The sequence below is a fragment of the Methyloversatilis sp. XJ19-49 genome (genome assembly GCF_024580145.1).
Classification (GTDB): domain Bacteria; phylum Pseudomonadota; class Gammaproteobacteria; order Burkholderiales; family Rhodocyclaceae; genus Methyloversatilis.
On sequence record NZ_JANINI010000006.1, the window covers coordinates 90,012 to 114,954 of the forward strand.

The 24,943-nt window shown below is 64.6% G+C and carries 29 protein-coding genes; 13 read left to right on the top strand and 16 right to left on the bottom strand.

Annotated elements, in window-relative coordinates; translation table 11 throughout:
• Window positions 1-17 precede the first annotated feature (17 nt).
• Window positions 18-890, top strand: a complete 873-nt coding sequence (locus NMQ16_RS08865) for a tetratricopeptide repeat protein (RefSeq protein WP_257080206.1) — start codon at window positions 18-20, stop codon at window positions 888-890.
• A 147-nt stretch (window positions 891-1,037) separates the two neighbouring features.
• Here NMQ16_RS08865 and NMQ16_RS08870 read toward each other — a convergent pair whose 3' ends face one another.
• The 5 genes from NMQ16_RS08870 to NMQ16_RS08890 all read right to left on the bottom strand — a co-directional run bounded on the left by NMQ16_RS08870 (window position 1,038) and on the right by NMQ16_RS08890 (window position 5,443).
• Window positions 1,038-2,111 (bottom strand): serine protease, encoded by a 1,074-nt coding sequence (locus NMQ16_RS08870; protein WP_257080207.1) that lies wholly within the window; start codon window positions 2,109-2,111, stop codon window positions 1,038-1,040.
• A gap of 98 nt (window positions 2,112-2,209) precedes the next feature.
• Window positions 2,210-2,788: a flavin reductase family protein gene (locus tag NMQ16_RS08875; protein WP_257080208.1), complete on the bottom strand. Its 579-nt coding sequence runs from the start codon at window positions 2,786-2,788 to the stop codon at window positions 2,210-2,212.
• Window positions 2,789-2,791: 3 nt separating this feature from the next.
• Window positions 2,792-4,567: a glutamine--tRNA ligase/YqeY domain fusion protein gene (locus NMQ16_RS08880; RefSeq protein ID WP_257080209.1), complete on the bottom strand. Its 1,776-nt coding sequence runs from the start codon at window positions 4,565-4,567 to the stop codon at window positions 2,792-2,794.
• Window positions 4,568-4,727: 160 nt separating this feature from the next.
• Window positions 4,728-5,147 (bottom strand): SoxR reducing system RseC family protein, encoded by a 420-nt coding sequence (locus NMQ16_RS08885; protein WP_257080210.1) that lies wholly within the window; start codon window positions 5,145-5,147, stop codon window positions 4,728-4,730.
• Complete coding sequence (locus NMQ16_RS08890; RefSeq protein WP_257080211.1) at window positions 5,144-5,443, bottom strand: hypothetical protein; 300 nt, start codon at window positions 5,441-5,443, stop codon at window positions 5,144-5,146. The genes NMQ16_RS08885 and NMQ16_RS08890 overlap by 4 nt, the downstream gene beginning before the upstream one ends.
• A gap of 258 nt (window positions 5,444-5,701) precedes the next feature.
• Between NMQ16_RS08890 and nifA the strand changes: the two genes are divergently transcribed.
• The 7 genes from nifA (at window position 5,702) to NMQ16_RS08925 (ending at window position 11,223) form a co-directional block, all read left to right on the top strand.
• Window positions 5,702-7,375 (top strand): nif-specific transcriptional activator NifA, encoded by a 1,674-nt coding sequence (nifA, locus tag NMQ16_RS08895; protein ID WP_257080212.1) that lies wholly within the window; start codon window positions 5,702-5,704, stop codon window positions 7,373-7,375.
• A 252-nt stretch (window positions 7,376-7,627) separates the two neighbouring features.
• Window positions 7,628-8,767: a homocitrate synthase gene (gene nifV / locus NMQ16_RS08900; protein ID WP_257080213.1), complete on the top strand. Its 1,140-nt coding sequence runs from the start codon at window positions 7,628-7,630 to the stop codon at window positions 8,765-8,767.
• Window positions 8,768-8,838: 71 nt separating this feature from the next.
• On the top strand, window positions 8,839-9,591 hold the full coding sequence (cysE, locus tag NMQ16_RS08905; RefSeq protein WP_373566771.1) for a serine O-acetyltransferase: 753 nt from the start codon (window positions 8,839-8,841) through the stop codon (window positions 9,589-9,591).
• The gene (gene nifW / locus NMQ16_RS08910; protein WP_257080215.1) at window positions 9,584-9,916 is read left to right on the top strand and encodes a nitrogenase stabilizing/protective protein NifW; all 333 of its coding nucleotides are present in this window, start codon (window positions 9,584-9,586) and stop codon (window positions 9,914-9,916) included. Before cysE ends, nifW begins: the two co-directional genes overlap by 8 nt.
• Before the next feature lie 24 nt (window positions 9,917-9,940).
• The gene (locus tag NMQ16_RS08915) at window positions 9,941-10,390 is read left to right on the top strand and encodes a hypothetical protein (RefSeq protein ID WP_257080216.1); all 450 of its coding nucleotides are present in this window, start codon (window positions 9,941-9,943) and stop codon (window positions 10,388-10,390) included.
• Window positions 10,391-10,414: 24 nt separating this feature from the next.
• The gene (locus NMQ16_RS08920; protein WP_257080217.1) at window positions 10,415-10,738 is read left to right on the top strand and encodes a ferredoxin; all 324 of its coding nucleotides are present in this window, start codon (window positions 10,415-10,417) and stop codon (window positions 10,736-10,738) included.
• A complete protein-coding gene (locus NMQ16_RS08925; RefSeq protein WP_257080218.1) occupies window positions 10,735-11,223 on the top strand; it encodes a hypothetical protein in 489 nt (162 codons plus the stop codon). Before NMQ16_RS08920 ends, NMQ16_RS08925 begins: the two co-directional genes overlap by 4 nt.
• A gap of 431 nt (window positions 11,224-11,654) precedes the next feature.
• On the opposite strand, the gene NMQ16_RS08930 is transcribed toward NMQ16_RS08925, so the two are convergent.
• Window positions 11,655-12,269 carry a class I SAM-dependent methyltransferase gene (locus NMQ16_RS08930; protein WP_257080219.1) on the bottom strand — a complete coding sequence of 205 codons (615 nt, stop codon included), beginning with the start codon at window positions 12,267-12,269 and terminating at the stop codon, window positions 11,655-11,657.
• Window positions 12,266-12,802 (bottom strand): GNAT family N-acetyltransferase, encoded by a 537-nt coding sequence (locus NMQ16_RS08935; protein ID WP_257080220.1) that lies wholly within the window; start codon window positions 12,800-12,802, stop codon window positions 12,266-12,268. Before NMQ16_RS08935 ends, NMQ16_RS08930 begins: the two co-directional genes overlap by 4 nt.
• A gap of 430 nt (window positions 12,803-13,232) precedes the next feature.
• Between NMQ16_RS08935 and NMQ16_RS08940 the strand changes: the two genes are divergently transcribed.
• On the top strand, window positions 13,233-13,472 hold the full coding sequence (locus NMQ16_RS08940; RefSeq protein WP_257080221.1) for a zinc ribbon domain-containing protein: 240 nt from the start codon (window positions 13,233-13,235) through the stop codon (window positions 13,470-13,472).
• A 255-nt stretch (window positions 13,473-13,727) separates the two neighbouring features.
• Here the strand turns inward: NMQ16_RS08940 and NMQ16_RS08945 are convergent, their stop codons facing one another.
• From NMQ16_RS08945 to NMQ16_RS08980, 8 genes are all read right to left on the bottom strand, one after another.
• Entirely contained in the window at window positions 13,728-14,339 is a 612-nt protein-coding gene (locus NMQ16_RS08945; RefSeq protein ID WP_257080222.1) for a nitrogen fixation protein NifQ, read from the bottom strand.
• A gap of 32 nt (window positions 14,340-14,371) precedes the next feature.
• Entirely contained in the window at window positions 14,372-14,680 is a 309-nt protein-coding gene (gene fdxB / locus NMQ16_RS08950) for a ferredoxin III, nif-specific (protein ID WP_257080223.1), read from the bottom strand.
• 116 nt (window positions 14,681-14,796) lie between these two features.
• Window positions 14,797-14,994 (bottom strand): CCE_0567 family metalloprotein, encoded by a 198-nt coding sequence (locus NMQ16_RS08955; RefSeq protein WP_257080224.1) that lies wholly within the window; start codon window positions 14,992-14,994, stop codon window positions 14,797-14,799.
• Window positions 14,995-15,004: 10 nt separating this feature from the next.
• Window positions 15,005-15,481, bottom strand: coding sequence for a NifX-associated nitrogen fixation protein (locus tag NMQ16_RS08960; protein ID WP_069038348.1), 477 nt, complete (start codon window positions 15,479-15,481; stop codon window positions 15,005-15,007).
• Window positions 15,474-15,887: a nitrogen fixation protein NifX gene (gene nifX, locus NMQ16_RS08965; RefSeq protein WP_257080225.1), complete on the bottom strand. Its 414-nt coding sequence runs from the start codon at window positions 15,885-15,887 to the stop codon at window positions 15,474-15,476. The genes NMQ16_RS08960 and nifX overlap by 8 nt, the downstream gene beginning before the upstream one ends.
• A 35-nt stretch (window positions 15,888-15,922) precedes the next feature.
• Window positions 15,923-17,368, bottom strand: a complete 1,446-nt coding sequence (gene nifN / locus NMQ16_RS08970; protein ID WP_257080226.1) for a nitrogenase iron-molybdenum cofactor biosynthesis protein NifN — start codon at window positions 17,366-17,368, stop codon at window positions 15,923-15,925.
• A gap of 17 nt (window positions 17,369-17,385) precedes the next feature.
• Window positions 17,386-18,786, bottom strand: a complete 1,401-nt coding sequence (gene nifE, locus NMQ16_RS08975; protein WP_257080227.1) for a nitrogenase iron-molybdenum cofactor biosynthesis protein NifE — start codon at window positions 18,784-18,786, stop codon at window positions 17,386-17,388.
• A 201-nt stretch (window positions 18,787-18,987) separates the two neighbouring features.
• Complete coding sequence (locus tag NMQ16_RS08980; RefSeq protein ID WP_257080228.1) at window positions 18,988-19,302, bottom strand: hypothetical protein; 315 nt, start codon at window positions 19,300-19,302, stop codon at window positions 18,988-18,990.
• Window positions 19,303-19,420: 118 nt separating this feature from the next.
• Between NMQ16_RS08980 and NMQ16_RS08985 the strand changes: the two genes are divergently transcribed.
• The 4 genes from NMQ16_RS08985 (at window position 19,421) to NMQ16_RS09000 (ending at window position 22,960) form a co-directional block, all read left to right on the top strand.
• Window positions 19,421-19,846, top strand: a complete 426-nt coding sequence (locus tag NMQ16_RS08985; protein WP_257080229.1) for a response regulator — start codon at window positions 19,421-19,423, stop codon at window positions 19,844-19,846.
• A 10-nt stretch (window positions 19,847-19,856) separates the two neighbouring features.
• A complete protein-coding gene (locus NMQ16_RS08990) occupies window positions 19,857-21,566 on the top strand; it encodes an ATP-binding protein (RefSeq protein WP_257080230.1) in 1,710 nt (569 codons plus the stop codon).
• 26 nt (window positions 21,567-21,592) lie between these two features.
• Window positions 21,593-22,135: a flavodoxin gene (locus tag NMQ16_RS08995; protein WP_257080231.1), complete on the top strand. Its 543-nt coding sequence runs from the start codon at window positions 21,593-21,595 to the stop codon at window positions 22,133-22,135.
• A 246-nt stretch (window positions 22,136-22,381) separates the two neighbouring features.
• Window positions 22,382-22,960 (top strand): transposase, encoded by a 579-nt coding sequence (locus NMQ16_RS09000; protein ID WP_257080232.1) that lies wholly within the window; start codon window positions 22,382-22,384, stop codon window positions 22,958-22,960.
• Between the two features lie 306 nt (window positions 22,961-23,266).
• Here the strand turns inward: NMQ16_RS09000 and nifK are convergent, their stop codons facing one another.
• A complete protein-coding gene (nifK, locus tag NMQ16_RS09005) occupies window positions 23,267-24,826 on the bottom strand; it encodes a nitrogenase molybdenum-iron protein subunit beta (RefSeq protein WP_257080233.1) in 1,560 nt (519 codons plus the stop codon).
• Between the last annotated feature and the right edge of the window lie 117 nt (window positions 24,827-24,943).

Consider the following 24,943-nt stretch of genomic DNA (forward strand, 5'->3'; position numbering starts at 1 on the left):
ATGCTAATTTTACGCGGATGAATGTTTCCACCCGTACCTCCGGCATCCTGCAGGGCGCACGTGGCTGCCCCTACTGCATGAGTCGGAACACCAAAGACTCGAGCTGGAGGAACGCAGCCGAGAAGGCCGGCCGCTTCTGGTTGCGTCCGGTGCGCTGCCGCAACTGCCACAAGCGCTTCGTGCGCTTCAGGCGCGTGCCGCTGGCTGCGTTTGCGGGTCTGGTGTTTCTCGGCATGTCGGCGCTCGTGGTCATCACCGTGCAGAGCGCCGGATCGCGCATTCCAAGTGAGCACGAAAGAAAACTGGCCGAACTCGATCCGCGTGACGTCGCACGTATCCGGGCCGAAGCAGGCAATTCGCTGGCACAGTTCGAATACGCGATGCTGTTGTCGCAGGGCGGAACCGGCGAACGCGAAGATCTGGTCGAATCGATCAAGTGGTTTGAAAAGGCTGCGGAGCAGGGGCACGCCCAGGCACAGTACGAACTGGCACAGGTCTACAAGCTGGGCCGAGGCACGCTGCAGGACTATGACGCCTCTGCCAGGTGGTTCATGGAGGCGGCGCGCAAGGGCCATGTTGCCGCGCAATATCACATGGGACGCCTGTACCGCATCGGCGAGGGGGTGGATCTTGACCTGATCCGGGCGTACGCCTGGTTCAATCGTGCGGCGGCCCTGGGGCATGGCGCTGCACGCGGCGCGCGGGATGAAATTGCTGCATCGCTCAAACCGGAACAGGTGGAAGCGGCGCAGAAGCTGTCGCGCGATCTGCTCTCAGCACCCCCTGCCTCAGGTCCTGCGGCAAACGCATCCTCCAGCACAGGGCCGGAAGTCACAGCTTTGGCTCCGTCGGAGAAGGGTCGGGCCATCGGCGTGACGGTCAAGCCTTAACCTGAATTCAGACGCGTCGGGGGCGTTCGTGCAGACCCGATGCCAACCCGTCGTGATCGTGCATCCGTACCCATATGGCGCGCGGACCTTGCCGTGGGCGAAAGCTCCCATCGCTGCAACGGCTGCCCAAGGCCAACTGTGAAGTGGTCAACACGAATCAAGTCGCGAACAGCCCGGGCTGTTCGAAGGTACTGGTGGTATTCCGCCGTTTCCGAATGCCTTCTCGAGCCGGCTGGCAAGGTCCGTGTCGGCCAGCGCCAGTTCGTTGCGGATATTTTCGGCCTCGTCGCTGCGCCCGGTGCGCGACAGCGCCAGTGCGGTATGGAACAGTATCTGCGGGTGACCCGGCGCCAGGGTGATCGCCTTTTGCAGCGCAGCCAGCGCCTCCGCATGGCGATCAAGTCGCGACAGCGCCACGCCTGACTGATGCCAGGCGTCGGCATTGTCGGGCTGTGCCTGTGTCCATTCGCCTGCCAGTTCGGCGGCGGCCTGCCAGCGCGCCTGTGTGCCCATGCGTGCGACACGCAGGAACCACGGTTGCGCCGTATCCGGTTGCTCCCAGATGGCCAGGCCGTCGATCGGCGCCACATCGCTTTCGGGCAGCGTGCGGACGCGCCGGATCATCTCCGCCGGCATGGCGAAGTAGCCGCCGGCGTGGCCGGACGCCAGAAACGTGGTGATGCCCATCAGCCTGCCGCGAGCGTCGAACAGCCCGCCGCCGCTGCCGCCCAGCGCGAAGCCGCTCGAGGTTTCGATCACCGCCATGCCGTCATGCGGATGCGTGGTGGCCACGCGCCCGGGTGCGAAAAAGGCTTCGATCCCGCCCGAGTAACCATAGTAGAAGGACTTCTCGCCTGCCTTAACCGATGCCGCATCGCGCAGCTCGGCTACGCGCAGCGGCATCGGTCCTGTGCGCAGCAGGCAGAGGTCGTTGGCCATGTCCGCCTTCTGGCCGAATACCGGATACACCAGCGCTCCCTTGGCCACCTCGATGCGCACCGCCTGCCGTGTGACATGGCAGTTGGTGACGACTTCGTTTTCCGCCACCACAACGCCCGACCCGAAATAGCCCTTGCCGCCCCCGTTGAGCACGCGTACCTGCACAACGCTGATCGACAGACCGGTGTAGAAGGCCGAGCCGAATTCTTCCGCCGCATCGTTCGCCGTGGCGGCGGAAGACAGGCCCAGACAACAGGCGAGCAGTGCAGTCAGACGGATCATGGGTGGCCTCGCAACGGGTGGCGGTGGAATGGTGGAGCATCGAACAGCTGTTATCGGAACGTCGCAAGCGCAGAAAAGTTCGCGTTGCCGGCAAACAGTCAGTCGGCGCCGCCGTCCATCATCGGTCCGGTCACGAAAAAGGCGCCGCCGGCCACGTGGTGGATCGTGCGCAGCGCGTCGTGTTCCGGGCCGAAATGCCATCGCCCGGCGCTGAATACACGGCTGTCGGCATGTGCCGCGACCACCTCGCCGATGAACAGGTCGTAACGGTTCTGGTTGTGTGTTTCGGGGATGACGCGACATTCCAGCCAGGCCACGCAGCCCTCGATCAGCGGTGCTGCGACCGTGTCGCCAGCGAAGGTCGTGATGTGCAGCTCGGCGAACTTGTCCCGCTCGCGGCCGGAATCGCTGCCGACCGCCACGGTGAGCGCACGCTGCGCCTGCGTCGGCACATTGATCGCGAACTCGCCCGACGCCTCGATCAGTTCGCGCGTGAAGGTGGATTTGTCGATCACCACCAGCAGTTTGGGTGGTTCGAAATCGAGCGGCATGCACCAGGCAGCCGCCATCACGTTGCGTTGTGCCCCGTATGCACTGCTGACCAGCACGGTCGGGCCGTGGTTCAGCAGGCGGTAGGCCTTCGCCAGCTCCACGGTTTCGACAGTTGATGCGGGCACGCGCTATCTGCTCCAGCTGTCCTTCAGCGTCACCGCCCGGTTGAAGACCGGACGGCCCGGCGCTGAATCCTTGCGGTCGGCAACGAAGTAGCCATGGCGTTCGAACTGGAAGCGGTCATCGGGCGCGGCCGCTGCCAGCCCGGGTTCGACGATGGCCTGCACCGATTTCACCGAATCCGCGTTCATTACGCTCAGGAAGTCGCGGCCGCCGGCGTCCGGATGGGCTTCGGTGAACAACCGGTCGTACAGCCGGACTTCGGCCGCCACGCCGTCAACGGCGCCGACCCAGGTGATGACGCCTTTCACCTTCACGCTGTCGGCACCCGGGGTGCCGCTTTTCGTGTCCGGCACGATGGCCGCCAGTACGGCGGTGATGCGGCCGTCGGCGTCCTTTTCGCAGCCGGTGCATTCGATGACGCAGCCGTACTTCAGCCGCGTGCGGTTGCCCGGGAACAGGCGATGGTAGCCCTTGGGGGCCACCTCCATGAAGTCTTCACGCTCGATCCATACTTCGCGCGCCAGGTTGAAGCTGCGCTGACCGTGTTCGGGGTGGTGCGGATGCACCGGCGCCGAGCAGGCTTCGGTTTCGCGACCGGCGAACAGCGCATCCCAGTTGGTGAGCTTGAGCTTCAGTGGATCGAGCACCACCATCGCCCGCGCGGCGCGACCGTCGAGGTCGTCGCGCAGTGCGCCTTCCAGCGTCGCATAGTCGATCCACGAATCGGCCTTCGACACGCCGATGCGTTCGGCGAACAGCTGTATCGCCTCCGGTGTGTAGCCGCGCCGGCGCAGACCGACGATGGTGGGCATGCGCGGGTCGTCCCAGCCGCTGACGTGGCCTTCGGTCACCAATTGCATCAGCTTGCGCTTGCTGGTCACCACATAAGTCAGGTTCAGGCGAGCGAATTCATATTGCTTCGGCAGCGGGTGCGCGAGCAGCCCGCCTTCCGCGAGGCGTTCCAGCACCCAGTCATAGAACGGCCGCTGATCTTCGAATTCGAGCGTGCAGATCGAGTGGGTGATGCCTTCGAGCGCGTCCTCCAGAGGGTGGGCGTAGGTGTACATCGGGTAGATGCACCACTTGTCGCCGGTATTGTGGTGATGTGCGCGCTTGATGCGGTATATCGCCGGGTCGCGCAGATTGATGTTGGGGCTGGTCATGTCGATCTTCGCCCGCAGCACCATGGCGCCGTCGGCGTGCAGGCCGTCGCGCATTTCGCGGAACAGCGCCAGCGATTCATCGGCCGGGCGGTTGCGCCACGGCGAATCCTTGCCCGCTTCGGTCAGCGTGCCGCGGCTGGCGCGCATTTCGTCCGGCGTCTGCTGGTCGATGTAGGCGTGGCCGGCGGTGATCAGGTGTTCCGCCGCGCGGTACATGAAGTCGAAGTAGTCGCTCGCGAAATACAGGTGCGATGCGCCGAAGGCCTCCCAGCCGAAGCCCAGCCACTGCACCGAATCCTTGATCGATTCGACATATTCGAGGCTTTCCTTTTCCGGGTTGGTGTCGTCGAAACGCATGTGGCACACGCCGTCGTAATCGCGCGCAAGGCCGAAATTCAGACAGATCGACTTGGCGTGGCCGATGTGCAGGTAGCCATTCGGTTCGGGCGGAAAGCGGGTGCGGATCTTCGCCGGATCGGGCTCGCCTGCGGCATGGTGGGCCGCATCGCCCGGGCTGCGCGCCCAGCGGCGGCTGGCGTAGGTATGCGCACCGAGATCCTTTTCGATGACGGCGCGCAGGAAATTCGAGGCGGGGGCGGCGGTGCTGCGGTCTGACATGGTGTCCGGGTCTTGAAGTGGCGGTCGACGCGAATTCTATCCGGTCGCTGCCGCGCCCGACGGCAGGCAGGCGATTTCAGTCGTGACGAGTCAGCGCCTGACAGCCGTGAGCCGCCCCGGACACCTTGCGCCAGGGCGGCTTGCGGCCAGCGTCACCCGCTCAGACCGCACCGCCACCCTGGCAAACCTGGGGCTGCAGCTGGGCTCGCCAGTGGCGGGCCAGCAGGCGCGAGCCAAGGTGACCGGAAAAAAGGCCGCTGCTGCCGCACAGCACGATGGCAATGTCGGGCAGCAAGAATGCGCTACCGGCTGCAATGCCGGCGAGCAGGCCGCCCAACGGCAGCAGATAGGCGGCTGCGATGGCACGCATGGTCGCTCCGTCGGCGATGGTGACCGACACCTGGTCGCCGGTGCGCAACCGGCGCGCCAGATCGGCCGCAACCTCGATCTGATGCGTACTGCCATCGCCGTTGCCGCAGGCCGACTTGGACCGGCAGCCGCCGCACGCTGCCGGGGCATCGACGGCAACGGTGAGGAGGTTGCCTTCAATGGCGAGGATCCGTGTTGGCTGCGCTTTCATGTCCCGCTCCGGCCTGTGCATTGATGAATGCTTAGCAAACGTCGTGCCATTTCGCGATCCGCTGCGGCAATACGATGTCGAGCCGCCCGGGCACGGCGATCGTGGTCCGGCAGGATGCCGTCCGGCGGATATGTAGCGTGTGACAGGGTTTGTCGGCTTTGCAGCATCAGCGACAGCCCGCGGCGCACCGCTTTGGTATTGAGCTGCACCAACCCGGACAGCATCGACGACCAGCTGAACTGCAGGCGAGCGCGGGTGCGCCCGCGCGTCACACGCAAACGGCGTCGTGCCGGCATTCGTGCTTCCGACAGCCTTCGTGCGCGATGACCCTGCTCCGGGTACGGGCTTTGCTTGGAGGTATCCGGGCGGAGACACATGCGGGCTAACCACCATCTGGAGCAAGCCGCCGGACGGTCGCCAGCGTTGGCGACAGGGTCGCTCGCCCGCCTTTCCCCAACATAACAAGACTTCCAGGGGCCACTGCACCGTGGGAACCCGACGCGACCGCACAGGCGTCGCTTCGGATTTCCGGACCAACCGCCGGGGGCTGCATCATGGGTGCCAATGGAGTCGAGCTGAACGCTCGTGCCAATGTAGAACTGGTGACGGTCTACGAGATCAGCAAGATCCTGAGCTCGTCGCTTGACGTCACCAAGACGCTGCGCGAAGCGCTCAACGTGCTTGCGCATCACCTTGATTTCCGACGCGCAATGATTGCGCTGGCTGACGAGGATGGCGAATCGCTGAGCCTCGCTGCGGCCGTCGGGCTGAGCGCCAAGGAGTGGGCGAGCGGACGCTATCGGGCGGGCGAAGGGATACTCGGACGCATCTACAGATCGGGTTCGCCCATGGTGGTGCCCGACATATCGGTCGAACCGCTGTTCCTCAACCGCACCGGCGCCCTGGATGAAGCCGACGGCCACACGATCGCCTTCATCGGCGTGCCGATACGCGGCAGCAGCGAAGCCCTTGGCGTGTTGTGCGTGGATCGTGCCGTGACGCCGCGGGGCAGTTTCAGCAGCGATGTTCGCGTGCTGACGATGGCAGCCAATCTGGTCGGTCAGTCGGTGGCGTTGCGCCGCGTTGTCCATGATGAACACGAACGTCTGCTGAACCAGGCCAAACTGGCGCGGCGGGAGACACTCGGCCGCTTCAAACTGGACAATGTGGTCGGTTCCTCGCCCCGCATGCAGGAAGTATTTGCCGAAGCGCACCAGGTGGCACCGTCGCGCGCCACCGTGCTGTTGCGTGGCGAGAGCGGTACCGGCAAGGAGGTCATTGCGCGGGCAATCCATGAATTGTCGACCCGCAAGGGCGGGCCGTTCATCAAGCTGAACTGCGCGGCGCTGTCCGAATCTCTGCTCGAGTCGGAATTGTTCGGCCACGAAAAAGGCTCGTTCACCGGCGCCAGCGGCGAGCGCAAGGGGCGCTTCGAACTGGCCGACGGCGGCACGCTCTTTCTGGACGAGATCGGCGACATATCGCCGGCGTTCCAGACCAAGCTGCTGCGCGTGCTGCAGGAGCGCGAATTCGAGCGTGTCGGCGGCTCGCGTCCGATCAAGGTCGATGTGCGGCTGGTCTGCGCCACCAACCGAAATCTTGAAAAGATGGTGGCCGCCGGTACCTTCCGCGCCGACCTGTATTTCCGGATCAATGTGGTGAGCATCTTCCTGCCGTCGCTGCGCGAACGGCGCGAGGACATTCCGGCACTGACCCGCCATTTTCTCGAACGCTTCAATCGCGAGAACGATCGCACGATGAAGCTCGCACCGAGCGGACAGACGGTGATGATGCAGTGCTACTGGCCAGGCAATGTGCGCGAACTGGAAAACTGCATAGAGCGCACCGCGACGATGGCGCACCACGATTCGATCGAGGCGTCGGACTTTCCCTGTTCATCAAACCGGTGTCTTACCCAGGTGCTGCATTTCGTCAAGAAGGACGACGCCGTGTCGCCGGTACTGGTGAGCGCGGCACTGCATCATCCTGACGACTCGGCTGCAGACGATCCGGTGGAGGCTGCAGCGCCGCCGACACGCTTGGAAGCCGGCGCATCGGCCGTGCGGCCCACGGATGACGACAAGCCGCAAGGCGAGCGTGAGCGGCTGGTGTGGGCGATGGAGCAATGCGGCTGGGTGCAGGCCAAGGCGGCTCGGCTGTTGAACATCACGCCGCGCCAGATGGGCTATGCCCTGAAGAAGTACGACATCGAAGTCAGACGCTTCTAGACTGTGACGACCACCGGTCATGGCGCGCACGCCACGACCGGTTGTGAGGCGGGCCATTCGTCACGTCGCGGCATCCCCCTGTTCCTTTCCTGTTGCAAACGGCACAAAGCCGACAGGCGCGCCGCGCCGCTTTCCTTCACTGCCGGTCGGTCTGTCGGTACGACACCAGAAAATCACTTCATATCAACAGGTTGAGATCAGGCTGGGTGGTGGCATAGCGCTTGCTGAATGACTGTCGGGAGGAATCGCGACATGGCAGCCGACTTCATCATCAATGACACCACGCTGCGCGACGGCGAACAGACCGCCGGCGTTGCATTCACTGCGGATGAGAAATGCACCATCGCCCGCGCGCTGGCACGGGCCGGTGTTCCGGAGATGGAAATCGGCATTCCGACGATGGGTGAAGCGGAAATCGAAGTCATCCAGGACATCGCCTCGCAACATCTGTCGTCGCAGCTGATGGTGTGGGCGCGCATGGTCGATGCCGATCTGGATGCCGCGCTGCGCTGTCCGGTGGACATCGTGCACATGTCACTGCCGGTGTCCGACCTGCAACTCGAGTCCAAACTTCGACGCAGCCGCGACTGGGTGCTGGCGCAGATCGCGCCGCACGTCGGGCGTGCGCTCGACGCCGGTGTCGATGTCAGCGTCGGCATGGAAGACGCATCGCGTGCCGACATCGACTTCCTGTGCCGCGTGGCCGAAGAAGCGCAGCGGGCCGGCGCGCGACGGGTGCGCTTCGCCGACACGCTGGGCATGCTCGATCCCTTCGGCACCTGGACGATGGTGTCGCGCCTGCGTCGTGCGGTCGACATCGAGATCGAAATGCATGCCCACAACGATCTCGGGCTGGCCACCGCCAACACGCTGGCCGCCTTCCGCGCCGGGGCGACGCATGCCAACACGACGGTGAACGGTCTGGGCGAACGCGCCGGCAATGCGCCTCTGGAAGAGGTGGTGATGGCGATGCGCCACATCCACGGGGCCGATGCCGGCATCACGACGCAATCGCTGGTGCAGATATCCCGCCTGGTCGAGCGCGCTTCCGGCCGACGCATCGCCGCCAACAAGAGCATCGTCGGTTCGGATGTGTTCACGCACGAGTCGGGCATCCATGTCGATGGCCTGATCAAGAACCCGCGCAACTACCAGAGCTTCGACCCGGCGGAACTGGGCCGTTCGCACCGCATGGTGCTGGGCAAGCATTCGGGCTCGCACGCGGTACTCGCCGCTTATGCGCAGCTCGGCATGTACCCGTCGGTGCCGGAGGTCGCGCAGATCATCGAGCGCATCCGCGCCTACGCCACGCGCAACAAGTGCGAACCGGACGCCACCCAGCTCGCCGATTTCTACCTCGAGGTCATGCGCACGCAGCGGGAGACTTCATGAACACGGACCACGCCACCTTGGATTCCTGCATCGATCCCTCGTCGCCGCCCGCAAAGCTGGGGCTGTTCGCCATGCTGCGCGAAGACGTGGCCTGCGTGTTCAAGCGCGATCCGGCCGCGCGCAGCACGCTCGAACTGCTGACCATCTACCCCGGCATCCAGGCGCTGGTGATGCACCGCCTGGCGCATGCGATGTGGCTGCGAGGCCTGCGCTATCTGCCGCGTCTGCTGTCCTTCCTCACCCGCTTGCTGACCAATGTGGACATCCATCCGGCGGCCTGCATCGGCCGTCGCTTCTTCATCGATCACGGCGCCTGCGTGGTGATCGGCGAGACGGCGGAAATCGGCGACGACGTGACGCTGTATCACGGCGTCACGCTCGGCGGCACGACGTGGAGCGCCGGCAAGCGTCACCCGACGCTGGGTTCCGGCGTCATCGTCGGAGCCGGCGCCAAGATACTCGGTGCCATCACGGTCGGCGACCGCGCTCGCGTGGCGGCCAATTCGGTGGTGATCGAAGACGTGTCACCCGGCATGACTGTGGTCGGCATTCCCGGCCGCATGGTGCTGCCGAAGAGCCAGCGCCGCATCGCCGATGGCGGCATCGACCTCGACCACCACCAGATGCCCGATCCGGTGGGCAAGGCACTTGCCTGCCTGCTCGAACGCATTGCCGATCTCGAACGCGAGATCGGCCGCCTCAAAGGCGACCTGCCTGCCATGCAGGGCGCCTGTCGCGACTGCGACGACACCTGTTCTCAACCCGCCTTCGACGGCAGCCTGCACGCCGCCGACATCCAACAAGGAGTGAAACGTCATGGATGAACTGACCCAGCGTCTTGCCACACTTTCGTCGGCCGAGGATTTCCTGGAATTCTTCGCACTGCCCTTCGATCAGTCGGTCGTCAATGTGAACCGGCTGCACATCCTCAAGCGCTTCTACCAGTATCTGCGTGGCGAGCAGGGTGTGGCCGAGGGCGAACCCGCCGTCGTGTATGCGCGTTATCGCGGCCTGCTGCTGCGCGCCTACGAAGACTTCGTCAAGTCCACGCCGGCGCAGGAAAAAGTGTTCAAGGTATTCCAGGAGGCGGACGGCCAGCAGCGCGTCTCGCTCGAAAGCCTGCGTTCGACGCTGCCGTCGGTCGTCTGAACGTGCGCAAGGAGTGCGATCGTCATGATGGATACCAGCGATACATTTCTCGCCCGCGTCGGCGCGCTTGAGAGCGAAGCGGCCGGCCACTACGAAGTGGCTGCGCAGCACGCGTTGAATGCCGGCGATCTCGAACTCGAAATCTTCTTCCAGAACCTTGCTTCGCTGGCCCGCATGGAAGCAGGTGAAGCACTCGGCGGCTCGCTGCCGGTGACCGCGCTGCTGCCGCGCATCCGGCCGATCGAAATGGAAAAGCCGCGCAGCGCCGTCAAGGTGATCAGCGACGAAGCGCTCGACCTGTTCCGCTCGCTCGAACGCGCACTCGACCTGAAGCGGCGCAGCCACAGCTACTACGCCACGATGGCCGTGCTCGCCCCCGAACCGGGGCTGCGCAAGATGGCACGTGCCTTCGCCCACGACGACGCGGCGCACCTCACGGAGATCGAGACCTGGATCTCCCGCATGACCGCCTGACCCTTCCAACCTGAAAGACGCATCATGCCCAAGCCGCTCAAACACGTATTCGTATGCAGTCAGCAACGCCCGAACGGCCATCCGCGCGGATCCTGCGCCCAGAAGGGCGGTGCCGAAGTGCTGCAGACCTTCTGGGCCGAACTGCAGGCACGCAACTGCTTCGACAAGATCGCCGTGACCTACTCGGGTTGCCTCGGCCCATGCGATCAGGGCACCAACGTCGTTGTCTATCCGGAAGGCGTCATGTACTCGAACGTGACAAAGGCCGATGTCGCTGAGATCTTCACCCAGCATCTGCTTGGCGAAGCGCCGGTGGAAAGACTGCTTGCCGGCGAGGCGGTCTGGTGAATCTGTTCACCGGCGAAAGCGCGGACGAATTCTTCGGTGGCAGCGTGCCGCCCGCGGTGCGCCGCCTGCTCGACGAGGCGGTCGGTGCGCCGCCACTAAGGGTCGAGGCGCTGCTATGGACCGCGCAGGCCAGTGCGCCGGAATGTCTGCCCGTGTATTACCTGCTGTACAAGTTTCACGCCGGGCGGCGCCAGTTCGAGCTGGCCGAAAAGGCCGCCCGCAAGGGCATCGAAGTTGCCGGTCGGCAGGCGAAGTTGGCTGTTGACTGGGCGCAGGTGCAACCCGGCGACGGCGATTTTTCGTCGACCGGCCCGGCGCGCTTCTGGCTGTTCAGCCTGAAGGCACTGGCCTTCATCTGCCTGCGTTCCGGCCGGAGCGACGAAGCGCGCGCACTGGTCGGGCACATCACCCGCCTCGATCCGACGCAGGGGCTGGGCGGTGAGGTCCTCACGTCCCTGCTCGACGGCAGCGCCGCCGGCGATTGATCCCGGACGGGGTTGTCGTCTTTCCGGAGCGCGCCGCGGAGCTTGTTGGGCATCGCTGCGCTCACCCCAACCTACGGGTCACGGTTATTGATCGACATTCCGTGATCCTCGATCGGCGATGTGGTCGCTCGTAGTCGAGCAGGCCGTCAGTCAGCCACCCCGTAGGTTGGGGTGAGCGCAGCGATGCCCAACGACCGCCCGTCGCTTCACACATCCGCTGCAACACCGGATGCACGTCACTGCACGCTCCCTGCCCCTCGCCACACGACACACCGGTTATTGGCCGGCATTCAGTGATCCTCGATCGGCGATGTGGTCGCTCGTAGTCGAGCAGGCCGTCAATCAGCCACCCCGTAGGTTGGGGTGAGCGCAGCGATGCCCAACGCCCGCCCGCCGCCGCCTGCTTCCCGCTGCAACCCGATTGCACGCCGCTACGTGCCCCGTACCTGCTGCCAAACGACACACCGGTTATTGGCCGGCATTTCGTGTTCCTCGATCAACTGCAATCCGGCCTTGCGTGCCAGTGCATCGACGGCCTCGAAATCGCGGATGCCCCGGTGCGGTGCGCCGGCCTTGAGCGAGCGGTCGAATTCGGCGTTGCTGTCGCTGGTGAAGCGTCCGTCGTAGTTGAACGGTCCGTAGATCACCAGCAGCCCGCCCGGCGACAGCACGGCCGGCAGCGCGGCGAACAGTGCGACCACTTCGTTCCACCCCATGATGTGCAGCGTATTGGCGCTGAACATTGCATCATGCGACGCGTCGGGCCAGTAACGGCTGACGTCGAGCGGCAAAGGTGGTGGCGTGTTGGGCAGCGCTGCTTCTGCGAGCCACATGCGGATGCCCGGCAGCATGTCTTCCCGGTCGCTGCACTGCCAGCGCAGATGCGGCAGCGCGGCCGCGAAGTGCACGGCGTGCTGGCCGGTGCCGCTGCCGATTTCCAGCACCGTGTGCCGATCGGCGAAGTGGATGCGCAGACGCTCGAGGATGACGTCGCGGTTTCTATCGCATGAAGGCGCGTACGGTTTGTCGGGTGAAGGACTGTTCATGTCCGTACTTTGGCATGAAGGAACACGTCGCGCGGCTCCGGCGAGATATTTGGATGCAGGATGTAGCGACGCAGCAGGCCCTCGGTCTGCATGCCGACGCGTTCGAGCGTGCGCGCCGAGCGCGGGTTGCCGATGTCGCTCACGGCCTCGACCCGGTAAAGCGTGGCGTGGCTGAAGGCTTCGTCGAGGATGGCCGCGAGCGCTTCCGAGGCGAGACCGCGACCCCACAGATCGTGTGCCAGCGCGAACCCGAGGCGCATCGAATGTCCCTGGCCAAGCAGTTGCAGCAGGCCGCCGGGTTCGCCGTCATCGGTCACCAGCACCCAGGTGCGCGCGGCGTCGCGCTGCCAGCGTGCGAGGTCGTGCGAAATCTGTCGCTGTGTCTGTGCTGTTTCGGTGTGTGCGGTCCAGCCGAGATAGCGCGTCACGCGCGCGTCGCCGCTGACCCGTTCGAACAGTGTCCGTGCGTCATACGGCAACGGCTTGCGCAACAGGCAGCGCGCGGTGCGAAGCGTCTGTGCCCATTCAGCCATGCGCAAGATGCCCCGGCCTGCGTTTTCCCGGCAGCATCGCGTTCATGAGCGGATGCGAGTGGCCGCCCTGTCGGGAGTGTCCGGTTGTAGTGTCATGTTTGTTGCGTTGGTGCGGGTCTCGGGGTGCTGCACACCACAGTGCATGTTCCGGGCCAGCGGCTCATCAGCGGTCAGGCACCTCGCCGGGCGATACCCGCTAAATGTTGCTGTCGGCGAACGGGCCAGGCAGACCTGCCTGCTGCAGTCAAGTCTGATCTTCGGCGTGCCGCATGCCTGTCTCCCCGTGGCTCGCCTGCACGATGTGTGTGCCTGAAAGCCGGGAACGACGCTCGACATGCAGCGAAGGAAATGCGAATCCTGCGCCAGTTCAGGCCGGCCCAGGACCTCTTCTTGCTTTGTACCTCGCAGGTACACACGGAGAATCACTGCAATGCCGCTGCATGACTTTCACTGCCGCAAATGCGAAATGAACTTCGAACGGCTGGTTCGCGGTGATACGCCCATCCTCTGTCCCGGGTGTGGCAGCGACCAGGTGGACAAGCTGCTGTCGGCACCGCAAGCCCCCGGCCGCAGCAAGGGCATCATCGCAGCCGGTCGCGCTGCCGCGGCACGGGAAGGACACTTCAGCAACTACTCGGCGAGCGACCAGGCCAGGACGCGACGCAGGTGACGGGCTGCTTGTTGGGCATCGCTGCGCTCACCCAAACCTACGGTCTCGTCATGCCTTTGTAGGTTGGGGTGAGCGCAGCGATGCCCAACAGGGCGACCGGTCACGTCCCCCGCACGTTGGGCCGATCGACGCGACGTGCGGTCCCTCGGCAAACTCGTGGGTCGGAGTGAGCGCAGCGATGCCCAACGAGTGCCCGTGGCGAGCCGGCATCGCGTGGCGAGTCTTCGGCGAAACCCGACAAGTACTGCTCCGAGCCTATTCTTCCGGGCCGAAGCAGGCGATGTAGTCGGTGCAGGCGCCGCAGCTGGGCGACTTGCACACGCGGATGTCGGCACGTTCGCACAACTGCAGGTAGAGGAACTTCTTCCATTTCATGTCCTGCGTGTTGCGCACCGCCAGCGAGGTGAAGTGCTCGCGCATGAGTGTGGTGAGCATGCTGCGGTCCGGCAGGTCCATGTCCTGCCACAGGTGGTCGGCGCCGACGCAGGCGGTGGCGACCGCGTGGGCGAGCCACAGATTGTCTTCGTCTGCCAGCGTGCGGTGATCCGCCAGCAGCGTCACCACGTCGTCGATCTCGATGGCTTCGACGAAGTCATCCGGCGTGTCGAGCCACAGGTCCGGCAGCCACTCCGCTCCAGGGAAGTGCTGCGCCAGCAGTCGTCGTGTGGTCGCGGTGTCGAGACCATACAGCGGCAGCCTGTGCAGGCCATGCCGTCGCCAGCGCTGGCCGATCACGCCGGCCAGCGCATGTGTCAGCCTGCTTTCCGGTTCGCGTGCGAGACGCATCAGCAGACTGCGGAAGCTGACGGCGCCGGGCCGCGTTGCGGAGATGGCACGGTCCTTCAACGTTTCGGTGCGAGTGTCCATGTCTGTCTCCGGTAGAGGTCGGACCGCTGGATCTAGACTTCGGCCGGCTCGTGCGTGTAGCACTTCTTCGGACACACCTTCGAACAGGCCTGACAGCCGATGCAGTTGGCCTGGTGTCCGATCGTCATGACCTTTCTTTCGTACTCGTCGTCGTCATCGTCGTTCTCGGGATCCACCACGACCAGATCCCCGTCTTCGGTCATGCCGGCCAGCGCCAGCACGTTGTTGGCGCACACCTTGACGCAGCGGGCACAGCCGATGCATTTGTCCTGGTTCAGCTTGCTGACGAATTTCGGGGTCCAGATTTCGCCGCTGGGCAGCGTGACGGAAAAGGTGGCCATGATGCTTCCTTCGATCAGGAGGTCCGTTCGGCAGCGCGATGTCGGTCGCGTATCCGGACAGTACCCGGGTGGTGTCGCGATGGCTGAGCCGCCACGACGGACAGTGCTGTACGTGCTCAGGCCGTCGCGGCCGCCAGATCCTTGCGCGCCGCCATCAGCGACTGGTGCGCGTCATAAGCCGTCTGCGCCACGTCGAGGATCTTTTCCCAGTTGGTCGGCAGGTCTTCCGACAGATCGTGAAGATCCATCTTGGCCTGGGTCGCCCGCGCGTTGAGCTTCTTCACTTCGGCCTTCAGCGTTTCGATGTCAGGCATGGCGCGCTCCTCAACCCCAGTTGGCAACTTCGTTGTACTTGGTCACCATGCCGACGCCCTCTTCGACGTACTTCTGTCCCGCTTCGGCCAGCTTGGCATAGCTGGGGAAGCCGAATCGATGTGCGTCTCGCAGTTGCTTGTTCACCGCGATCAGGCGACCGGCGATCAGCACCATGCGGCCGAAGCCTTCGTGCGACATTTTCATCATCGGCGTCACCATGACCTTGGTTTCGCGTTCGATGGTGAGCCCCACGGCATTGAAGAACAGTTCGATGCGCCACAGCGTTTCCGGGTCCGGATCGCCCATCAGCGGCAGTGCGCGGCGCGCCTCGGCACTCAGGATGTAGGGCTCGAGCAACTGTGCATCGCTCTTGCCTTCCCACGCACCGTGCATGTCCTGCGCACGGAACTGCTTGATCAGCTCGCTCAGGAAGGGGGTTGCCAGTGCCGCACTGTCTTCGGCGGTGATGTCCAGGGTTTCAGCCATTTTGTTCAACCTCGTCTTCAAAATCGAAATCGCGCCGCGCGTCCTTGTCCAGTCCCTTGCGCAGCCACGGCGGCGGCGTACCGCGCAGCACTTCCTGCAGCTTGTCGAGAATGTCCATGATGGGTTCCGGCTGATTCACCTTGATCGGGTGGATCTTGCTGGCCACCACGCGTGCCGCCGCCGATCCACCGATGGCGGCGACATAGACGATGGCGACGTCCTTGATCGCTTCGAGCTTGGGTGCGAGCTTGTCTTCATCGCCGTCCTCGTCGAGCTTGCCGCCGAAGTCGAAACTTTCGAGAAAGTGGTAGCCGTCGCGGTCGATTTCGTACACCGCGAGGTGTTTGGCCCAGCCGAAGTGCGCGTCGACGCACTGCTTGTCCTGGGTGGCGAAGGCGATTTTCATCATCTGCTCCTCATGGTTTCGATCGATGGTCGGCTTCAGGCGCCGACCGCATCGGGTACGACATCGACTGCCGGGATGGAACTGCTGCAGCCACAGCCGCCGGTACTGCACGATGCGGCTTCCGCGCCGCTCGCCGCGCGACGGCTCTCTTCCGGCAGCGGCCAGTCCTGCGGTGTGTTCTGGTGCTCGTCGGCGAGGAAGGTGTTGGCCCAGCCGTTGATCAGTTCGCGCGTGCCGCGATAGCCCACCATCAGCATGTGGGCGGCGCCCAGGCGGTCGAACATCGGGATGCCGACGCGCGCCAGCGGCACGCCGAGCCGCTCGGCCGCCTGGCGGCCGTGCGAGTGGGTGATCAGCAGTTGCGCGCCGCCCGCCTTGGCGCGGATTTCGAGGTCTTCGAGGTCGCCCATCAGCACTTCGGCGCAGGGCACGTCTTCAAGCACGCGCGAGTGCGTCGTGGTGACCGCGGCCACCACGTGCGCACCCATTTCGGTTGCGGTGGTCGTCAGTGCGTACAGCAGGTCGGGCTCGGCTGCGAAGGCCATGTTCTTGCTGCCGACCCAGAAGTGGGCGTCGAGCATCACGTCCTGCAGCTGGCTGCGCTGGCGCCGGTACTTGTGCGGCACCGGCCGGCCCGACAGCGCCGACAGGTGCTGCAGGAAGTCGTCGACTGCGCTCAGCCCCGTCAGGCGGTCGAACACGCGGAACGGCACGCCGCAGCGTTCTTCGATCGCGGCGGCGGCGGCGTCCATGCGCGCGCCGACGGCCAGCGTGGCCTTGGCCGCGCCGAGCTGGCGCAGTGCGTCGGGCGTGGTGCCGCCGAGCGTGGTCGGCGTGAAGTTCTCCGGAATGTGGCCGTCCATCGAGCCCGATATGTCAGGCATCACGCGCGCCTGCAGGCCGAAGGCCTCGATCATTTCGCGCAGTTCGTCGATGTCGGCCGGCGTCAGGTGGGCGCCCGGCAGCAGGTTCACCAAGTGGTCGTCGCGCACCTCGCACGGCTGCGCGAAGGCATCGACCACGGCCAGCACGGCCTTGCCCCAGCCGTCCTCGAAGGCGCCGACGTAATCGGGGGTCGATACATAGACGATGTCGGTGCCGGCCAGCGTTTCACCGTGCTTTGCGCGAATCAGGTTCAGGTAGCCGTCGACGTCGTCACCCTTGGTTTCGGTGAGCCCGGTCGAGGCGATGGCGATCAGCGACGGATTGGCCCGCTTCTTGATGTTGAGGATGGCCTGCTCGATGTTTTCCAGGCCGCCGAGGATGGTGCTCACCTCGTTCATCGCCGTGGTCTGCATCGGGATCGCTTCCTTGAAGTGGCGCACCAGCAGCACCAGTCCGAACGAGGTGCAGCCCTGCGAGCCATGCATCATCGGCATGCAGTTGTCCAGGCCCATGAAGGCGTAGCACGCACCGAGCGGCTGGCTCATCTTCAGCGGATTGACTGTGCACGCCTTTTTCGAATCGACGACGGTGGCCATGGTTCACGTCCTCCGGTTCAGGCGGCGTCGACCGCGATGTCCCACGGGGCGGGCTTGCGCACCTGCTCCCAGATCGGGTTGTGGAGCGCCTTGTCGATCTCGCGCACCAGATCGACCATGCCTTCGTAGCCGGCGTAGGCGTGGTGGCGTTCCTGGTTGATGTCCAGCCAGGGCATCTTCGCCTTCAGCGCGATGAACTGGCTGCGACCGCCCGACAACATGATGTCGGCCTTGGCGTCCTTGAGCATCGCGTACATTTCGCGCGGCGTCATGTCGTCGATCATGTGGGCGTCCTGACCCATCAGTTCCTTGATCTTTTCCTTGTCTTCCTTGGTCGACTTCTTGACGCTGGTGCCGACGATTTCCAGACCGGCTTCCTGCAGCGCGGCGACCACCGACCAGCTCTTCACGCCGCCGGTGATCAGCAGCACCTTCTTGCCTTCGAGCCGCGGGCGATAGGCGGCGATGCGTTCGAAGGCACGCTTTTCCTCGACCGCGATCAATGCTTCGGTGCGTGCCTTGAGCTCTTCCGGTGCGCCCTTCTGAACCAGCAGGCGGGCGATTTCGCGCAGTGTTTCCGACATGTCGCCGATGCCGTAGAACGAGCCTTCGAAGAACGGGATGTCGTAGCGCTCTTCCATCTTGCGCGCGATGTTGATCATCGACTTCGAGCACACCATCATCGCCGCCTTGGCGCGGTGGCTGTACGCGACTTCGCGATAGCGGCCGTCGCCCGAGATACAGGACAGGATGCGCACGCCGAGCGCGTCGAGCAGCGGCTTGATCTGCCACAGTTCGCCGGCCAGGTTGTATTCGCCGATGATGTTGATGTCGTAGGGCGTGACGAAGTCCGGCTCTTCGGTGCCGATCACGTAGTCGAGCAGCGCCTCGGCGCCGAGCTTGTTGCCGAGGTTCTTCGGGCCGACGAAGCCAGGGGCGTTAACCGGAATCACCGGCTTGCCGAATTTTTCGGTGGCCCGCTTGCACACCGCCTCGATGTCGTCGCCGATCAGCGCGGTGACACAGGTCTGATAGACGAACACCGCCGGCGGGTCGTACTTCTCGATGATTTCCTTCACCGACCTGAACAGCCGCTTCTCGCCGCCGTAGATCACGTCCAGTTCATTGATGTCGGTGGTGAAGCCGGTGCGGTAGAGCTGCGAGGTGCTGGACGAGGAATTGCGGTTGTCCCACGAGTTGCCCTCGCAGGCGATCGGGCCGTGCACCAGATGGGCGACATCGACGATGGGCTGCAGCGCGACCTTGGCGCCGTCGAAGGCACAGCCGCCGGCCGCCGCGCCGGGAGAAAGCTGCTTGGTGCAGCCCTTCTTCTTTTCCTTGGCCGACTTGTTCTGGTTGTGCTCGCAGGCGGGTTCTTCGAACACGTCCTGGATCTTGGCGGATACACGGGCATCCATTGCACACCTCCGATTCGGTCATGGCATCCGTCGCTCGCGACGGCCCTGCAGCCACTTCAGCAGGAATGATGCCAAGCCGCTGCAGCGCACAAAGCAGCCATCGAATCAGCGCAGTAGCGTCACGACGCCCTTCAGTCCGACAAACCGTGAGCGGTTTGCGACACGGCTTTGTCGGGTTTGGCAGGTGTCGCGCCGGCGGCATCACTCGATGCCGTCCATTTTTGCCTTCTGATAGATGGCCGCCTGCAGGCGCCGTGCAATGCCGCCAGGACTGGCGTCGAAGTCACGGCTTGCCGCGTTCAGGGCGTCCTGCGCGATGGCCGACTCGGGCAGGGTGAGCGCGATGCGCCCGGCCATGTGCGTGGCCTGCGGCACCGCACGCAGGATGGCCTGGCGGTTCGGGTGCTCGATCAGCGGCACCAGCTTCGTGGCTTCCGGCCTCCCGTCAAGGCATACGGCATCGTCGATCACTTCGACCTTGCGGCCGTCTTCCGTCGTCTTTACATGGATCGTCATTTCGCTTCTCCCGTCAGGATGGGTTGCACACAGGGGGCGTGAAGCAGGAGACGTGCCGCGACGGGAACGAAGCTTGCTCATGTGTCGGCAGACACCCATCGACACGGAGGCAACCAGCATGCAGATCGGCGTAGACAGCCAGCGCGCGGTGGAAAACAAGCGCGTATTCGTGGTCGACAACGACGACGTCGTCAGCATGGCGCTGCAGTTCATGCTGGCCGACGAAATGGAAACCCATGTGCTGGCCGACAGCGCCGAGGCGCTTGCCAAGGGCCGCAGCGCGCCGCCCGACCTGCTGCTGCTCGGTGCCGGCGTGCTGGCGAGCGAAGGCGTTGACGTGGTGACGCGCCTGAAGGAAGGGCTGGGCGGCGTGAAGATGCTCGTGGTGTGCAGCGATGCCGACGACGACGACGTCAGGGCGGCTCTGGCACTGGGTGCGGAAAGCACCTTGCTGCGTCCGCTCAAGGTAGAGAACGTGCGGCGCAAGGTCGACACCCAGCTGGGCCGTCGCACGCCGCTCGAAATCCCGGTGGTGCTGCGCTGAGCGCCCGGCGATGAAAGTCCTGATCGACGCCCCGCACGTCGAGAGCATGATCGACGCCTTCCCCGACCTGGCGACGCTGCGCGAGCAGCTTCGCTTCGGCAATCGGGTTGAAGTGCCGGTGTCGCGGCTGTCCATCGACGCCATGCGCTTCCTCGGCAAGCTCTACAGCGAGGCGGGGCCGGCCATGCAGGCGCGCGCCGCGCACCTGGCCACGCTGCAGCGTGCGCTGGAAGGTGACGGCCGGCGCTTCGCCGCCGGCGACCTCGAATCGCTGGTGCCGGCGCTGGCGCGCCACCTGGCGACAGATGCCATCCGCGGCTGGCTGTTCACAGCCAATCTGATGACCCGGCCACTGCCCTGGGTGGTCAGCCGGCTCGACTACACGCCGGCCGGAAGCGATGAAACCGGCAAGGTGTTCATCGAGCTGAAGGCCAATGTGAAAGCCACGCTTGCGACTGCCGTCATCCGCATCTACGGCGCCGACGTGGTCGACCGCACCGTGGGCGAAATACTGGCCGCCAAGGGCTTCCTGAAAGAGACGCCGGAACTGATCGACGCCTACGACGACACCATCGGCCGCTACTTCGACTGGCGCGGCCGCTACGGCGAACAGTTCTCCGGCACCGGCACCGGCTTCCACGCCGAAGATCCGGGCGCCAGCCACCGCGACACCGACTGGACGCGCAAGGACGTCGTCGTGCTGTCGGCCTGCGGCGGCGCGGCGCGTCTGGTCAACGACGAAGGCATCCTGCCGGCGCGCACGCTGCTGCTCGACGCGCCGGGCGACATCCTCGGTCCGTATCTGCGCAAGGCGGCGAAGAGCAACCGCTACGACGCCGAAGAAGAGGTCGGCGCCTCGCGCGACGCGATGCCAGAAGGCCTTTTTTCGCAGTTGCCGGTGCACCCTTACATCCTGATGTTCCACCTCGACCTGCACCACTATCTGTGGGTGCACGTCGACGACATCTCGCCCTACGCCTACCAGCCGGCGCTGAAGCAGAAGCTGGTGCTGCCGCCGGAACAGACCGATCTGATCGATATCCTGACCGCCGAGATGGACGTGCTGATGGACGACATCATCGCCGGCAAGTCGGGCGGCACGACCGTGCTGTGCGCCGGCCCGGCCGGCGTCGGCAAGACGCTGACCGCCGAGGTGTATTCGGAGATCATCCGCCGTCCGCTGTACCGCGTGCATTCGGGCCAGCTCGGCCTGAATGTGGCGCAGATGGAAACCGCGCTGAAGGACGTGCTCACCCGCGCCCAGCGCTGGGGCGCGGTGATGCTGATCGACGAGGCCGACGTCTATATCAAGCGGCGCGACGACAACATCACGATGAACGCCGTGGTCGGCGTATTCCTGCGCGTGCTCGAGTACTTCAACGGCCTGCTGTTCCTGACCACCAACCGCGTCGACGACATCGACGAAGCCATCGTGTCGCGCTGCATCGCGCTGATCAAGTACGTGCCGCCCGACCATGCGGCGCGTGCTCGCATCTGGCAGGTGATGGCGGCGCAGTTCGCGCTCGACATCGACGACGCGCTGATCGCGCAACTGACCGTGCTGTTCCCCGCCGCCACCGGACGCGACATCAAGGGCCTGTCGAAGCTCGCTGCCAAGTACTGCCAGCACAAGGCCTGCCTGCCGACGCTCGACGTGTTCAAGCGCTGCGCGATCTTCCGCGGCATGGACCAGGCGCACGAAATTGAAACCGCTTCCTGACCCACCTCATCTGAATGGAAACCACCATGGCACGCATCGGACTTTTCTTCGGCACCAACAGCGGCAGTACGCGCAAGATCGCCAAGCAGATCAAGAAGCGCTTCGACGACGACACGATGGCCGAGCCGGTCAACATCAACAAGGCGACGCCGGCCGACCTCGCCGCCTACGACTTCCTGATCCTCGGCACGCCTACGCTGGGCGACGGCCTGCTGCCCGGGCTGGAAGCCGAGTGCGACGACGAGAGTTGGGCCGAGGCGCTCGACAAACTCAAGGGCACAAGCTTCGCCGGCAAGACGGTGGCGCTGTACGGCCTCGGCGACCAGGACACCTACGCTCACGAGTTTGTCGACGGCCTGATCCTGCTGTACGACTTCTTCAAGGACGCCGGCGCCAAGATCGTCGGCGCCTGGCCGACCGACGGTTACAAGTTCGATGTGTCGCAGTCGATCATCGACGGCAAGTTCGTCGGTCTGGCCATCGACCAGGACATCCAGCCCGACCTCACCGCCGAGCGCCTGGACGCCTGGCTCAAGCTGATCGCCCCGGACTTCGGCCTTCCGCTCTGATCGTGGCCGAGCGTTGGGGCAAGCAGCGCGCACCCNTCACCGCCGAGCGCCTGGACGCCTGGCTCAAGCTGATCGCCCCGGACTTCGGCCTTCCGCTCTGATCGTGGCCGAGCGTTGGGCATCGCTGCGCTCACCCCAACCTACAGGAACACATGTAGGTCGGGGCGAGCCAAAGGCGATGCCCAACGCCACATCGGCGCCCAGTATTCCCACCCCGTCTCCGTAGGTTGGGGTGAGCCGGAGGCGATGCCCAACATCCCGAGCCTCATGCACGCGCAATGCATTCATCATTGCCGGATGCGCTACCGCCGCTCGTCCGCCCCCGGCGCGACCTTCTTCTTTACGCTCGTGTTGGCCGACCGGTCATCCGGTCTGCTGCAAAGTCATATCGGGTCGCTGCGCGAGGCTGTTCGCGTCACGGCGCTGCATCACCCCTTCCACATCGATGCGGCGGTCGTCCTGCCGGACCATCTGCACATGGTGTGGACGCTCCCGGCCGGCGATGCCGACTATGCGACGCGCTGGATGCTGGTCAAGGCGGCCTTCTCGCGCGCGCTGCCGCGTGATGAAACGATGAACGCCAGCCGCCTCAGTAAGGGTGAGCGTGGCGTGTGGCAGCGGCGATACTGGGAGCACCTCGTTCGTGATGACGGCGATTTCGCGCGCCACGTCGACTACATCCACTTCAACCCGGTGCAACACGGACTGGTCGAACGCGTCGCCGACTGGCCACACTCGTCCTTCCACCGTTATGTCGAGCGGGGCGTCCTGCCCGCCGACTGGGGCGGCCGTGGTGCGGCGATCGAAGGTCGGTTCGGGGAATGAGGCGGGGAGTCCCGCGGGATCACATGTCGATGTTGGGCATCGCTGCGCTCACCCCAACCTACGGAACTACGGAACATCACGTGGGTTGGGTCGAACCGAAGGGGATGTCCGGCGTTGGGCATCGCTGCGCTCAGCCCAACCTACGATGGATCAAGCGCGCGGGAGCCCGTAGGTTGGGGTGAGCCGAAGGCGATGCCCAACGCAGGTCTTGGCCTCGTCGTGATGCAAAAAAACGGGCTGCCCGGAAAACCGGGCAGCCCGTCGGGACTGCTCTGTTCGGACCGGGGTTGCCCCCGGTGCCCGTGCTCAGCGGATGATGTCGTACGAGTAGTCGGTCTTGCCCGGGACGATTGTGTTCACATCGATGGACTCGAAGAACTCGTCGAGCAGCATGACCAGTACGCGCAGGCCGCCCTCGTAACCCCAGATCGGGTAGCGATGGTAGTGGTGGCGATCGAAGATCGGGAACACCATGCGGATCAGCGGCGTGCCGGTGTCGCGTTCCAGGTACTTGCCGTAGGTGTTGCCGATCAGGAAATCGACCGGCTCCGTGTAGAGCAGCGAGCGCATGTGCCACAGGTCGCGCTTCGGATACACCTTGCAGCCGGCACCGTAGGGCGAGGCGTCGAGTACGTCCTGAACCTTGGCGGCCCACTCCTTCTCGCCGTTGGTGGCCAGGATGTGTGCCGGCTCGGCACCGAGTTCGAGCAGGAACTCGGTCATGCCGAGCATCATGTCCGGATCGCCGTACATGGCGTAGCGCTTGCCGTGCAGGTGAGCCTGGCTGTCGGCCATCGCGTCGACCAGCTGGCCGCGCTCCAGCTCGAGCTCGGCCGGGATCGGCTTGCCGGTGATGCGCGACAGTTCCATCAGGAACTTGTCGGTGCCGGCGACGCCGATCGGGCTGTGCAGCACGACGACCTCCTGGCCGTGCTCGGCGATGAACTTGCTGGTCTTCTCGCAGCAGTAGCCCTGGAAGATGATGGTGGCCTTGGCGTTCAGCGCGCGCTCGACGGTGGCCTTCGTCGTGCCGCCCTCGTACATCCTGAATTCACCGTCGGTCGGCGTGTTCCACACTTCCGAAGGATCGCAGATGATGTTGTAGTCGATGCCGAACAGACCGAGGATGCGCTTCATTTCCTTCATGTTGCCGACAACGAAGCCATCGAAGCCGAAGATGAAGTTGACCGACTCGTCCGGTACGCGCTCGAGTTTCGGTGCGGTATCCGCCTTGCCGTCCCAGAAGTGACGCAGGATGCCCAGCAGCGCGTTGTCGTAGCCGGTGATGTGGCTGCCGACGAAGGCCGGGGTGTGGGCGAACGGCACGTCGAAGTCGGCCGGCACGCTGCCCTTTTCCTTCGAGGTCTTGATGAAGGCGTTCAGGTCGTCACCGATGACTTCCGCCATGCATGTGGTCGATACCGCGATCATTTCCGGCTTGTACAGGTTCAGCGTGTTGGCGAGGCCGTCGATCATGTTGTTCAGGCCGCCGAACACGGCTGCGTCTTCCGTCATCGACGACGACACGCACGAGGTCGGCTCCTTGAAGTGGCGCGAGAAGTGCGAACGGTAGTAGGCCACGCAACCCTGTGAGCCATGCACGAAAGACAGCGTCTTGGCGAAGCCGTTGGCGACATACACGGCGCCCAGCGGCTGGCAGGCCTTGGCCGGATTGACGGTCAGCGCCTCGCGGGCAAAGTTCTTCTGCTTGTAATCCTCGGTCTTCGTCCATTCGACGATTTCCTGGATCTTGCTGTCGGCGTGGTTGAATTCGAACTCGGACTTCTTGTCGGCGAGCATCTTCTGGTACTCGGGCTCACGGAACAGCAACTCGTGATCGAGAATCTTTTCGGCGGATTGAGGCATGGTTGATAGCTCCTTGATGTAGGGTGGGCCGGCAGCATCAAGCCACCCGGCCCGTCGACACGCGGGTCGTTCGTGGTGGGTTTCGGTGCCCTCAACCCACCCTACGTTTCACTGCAG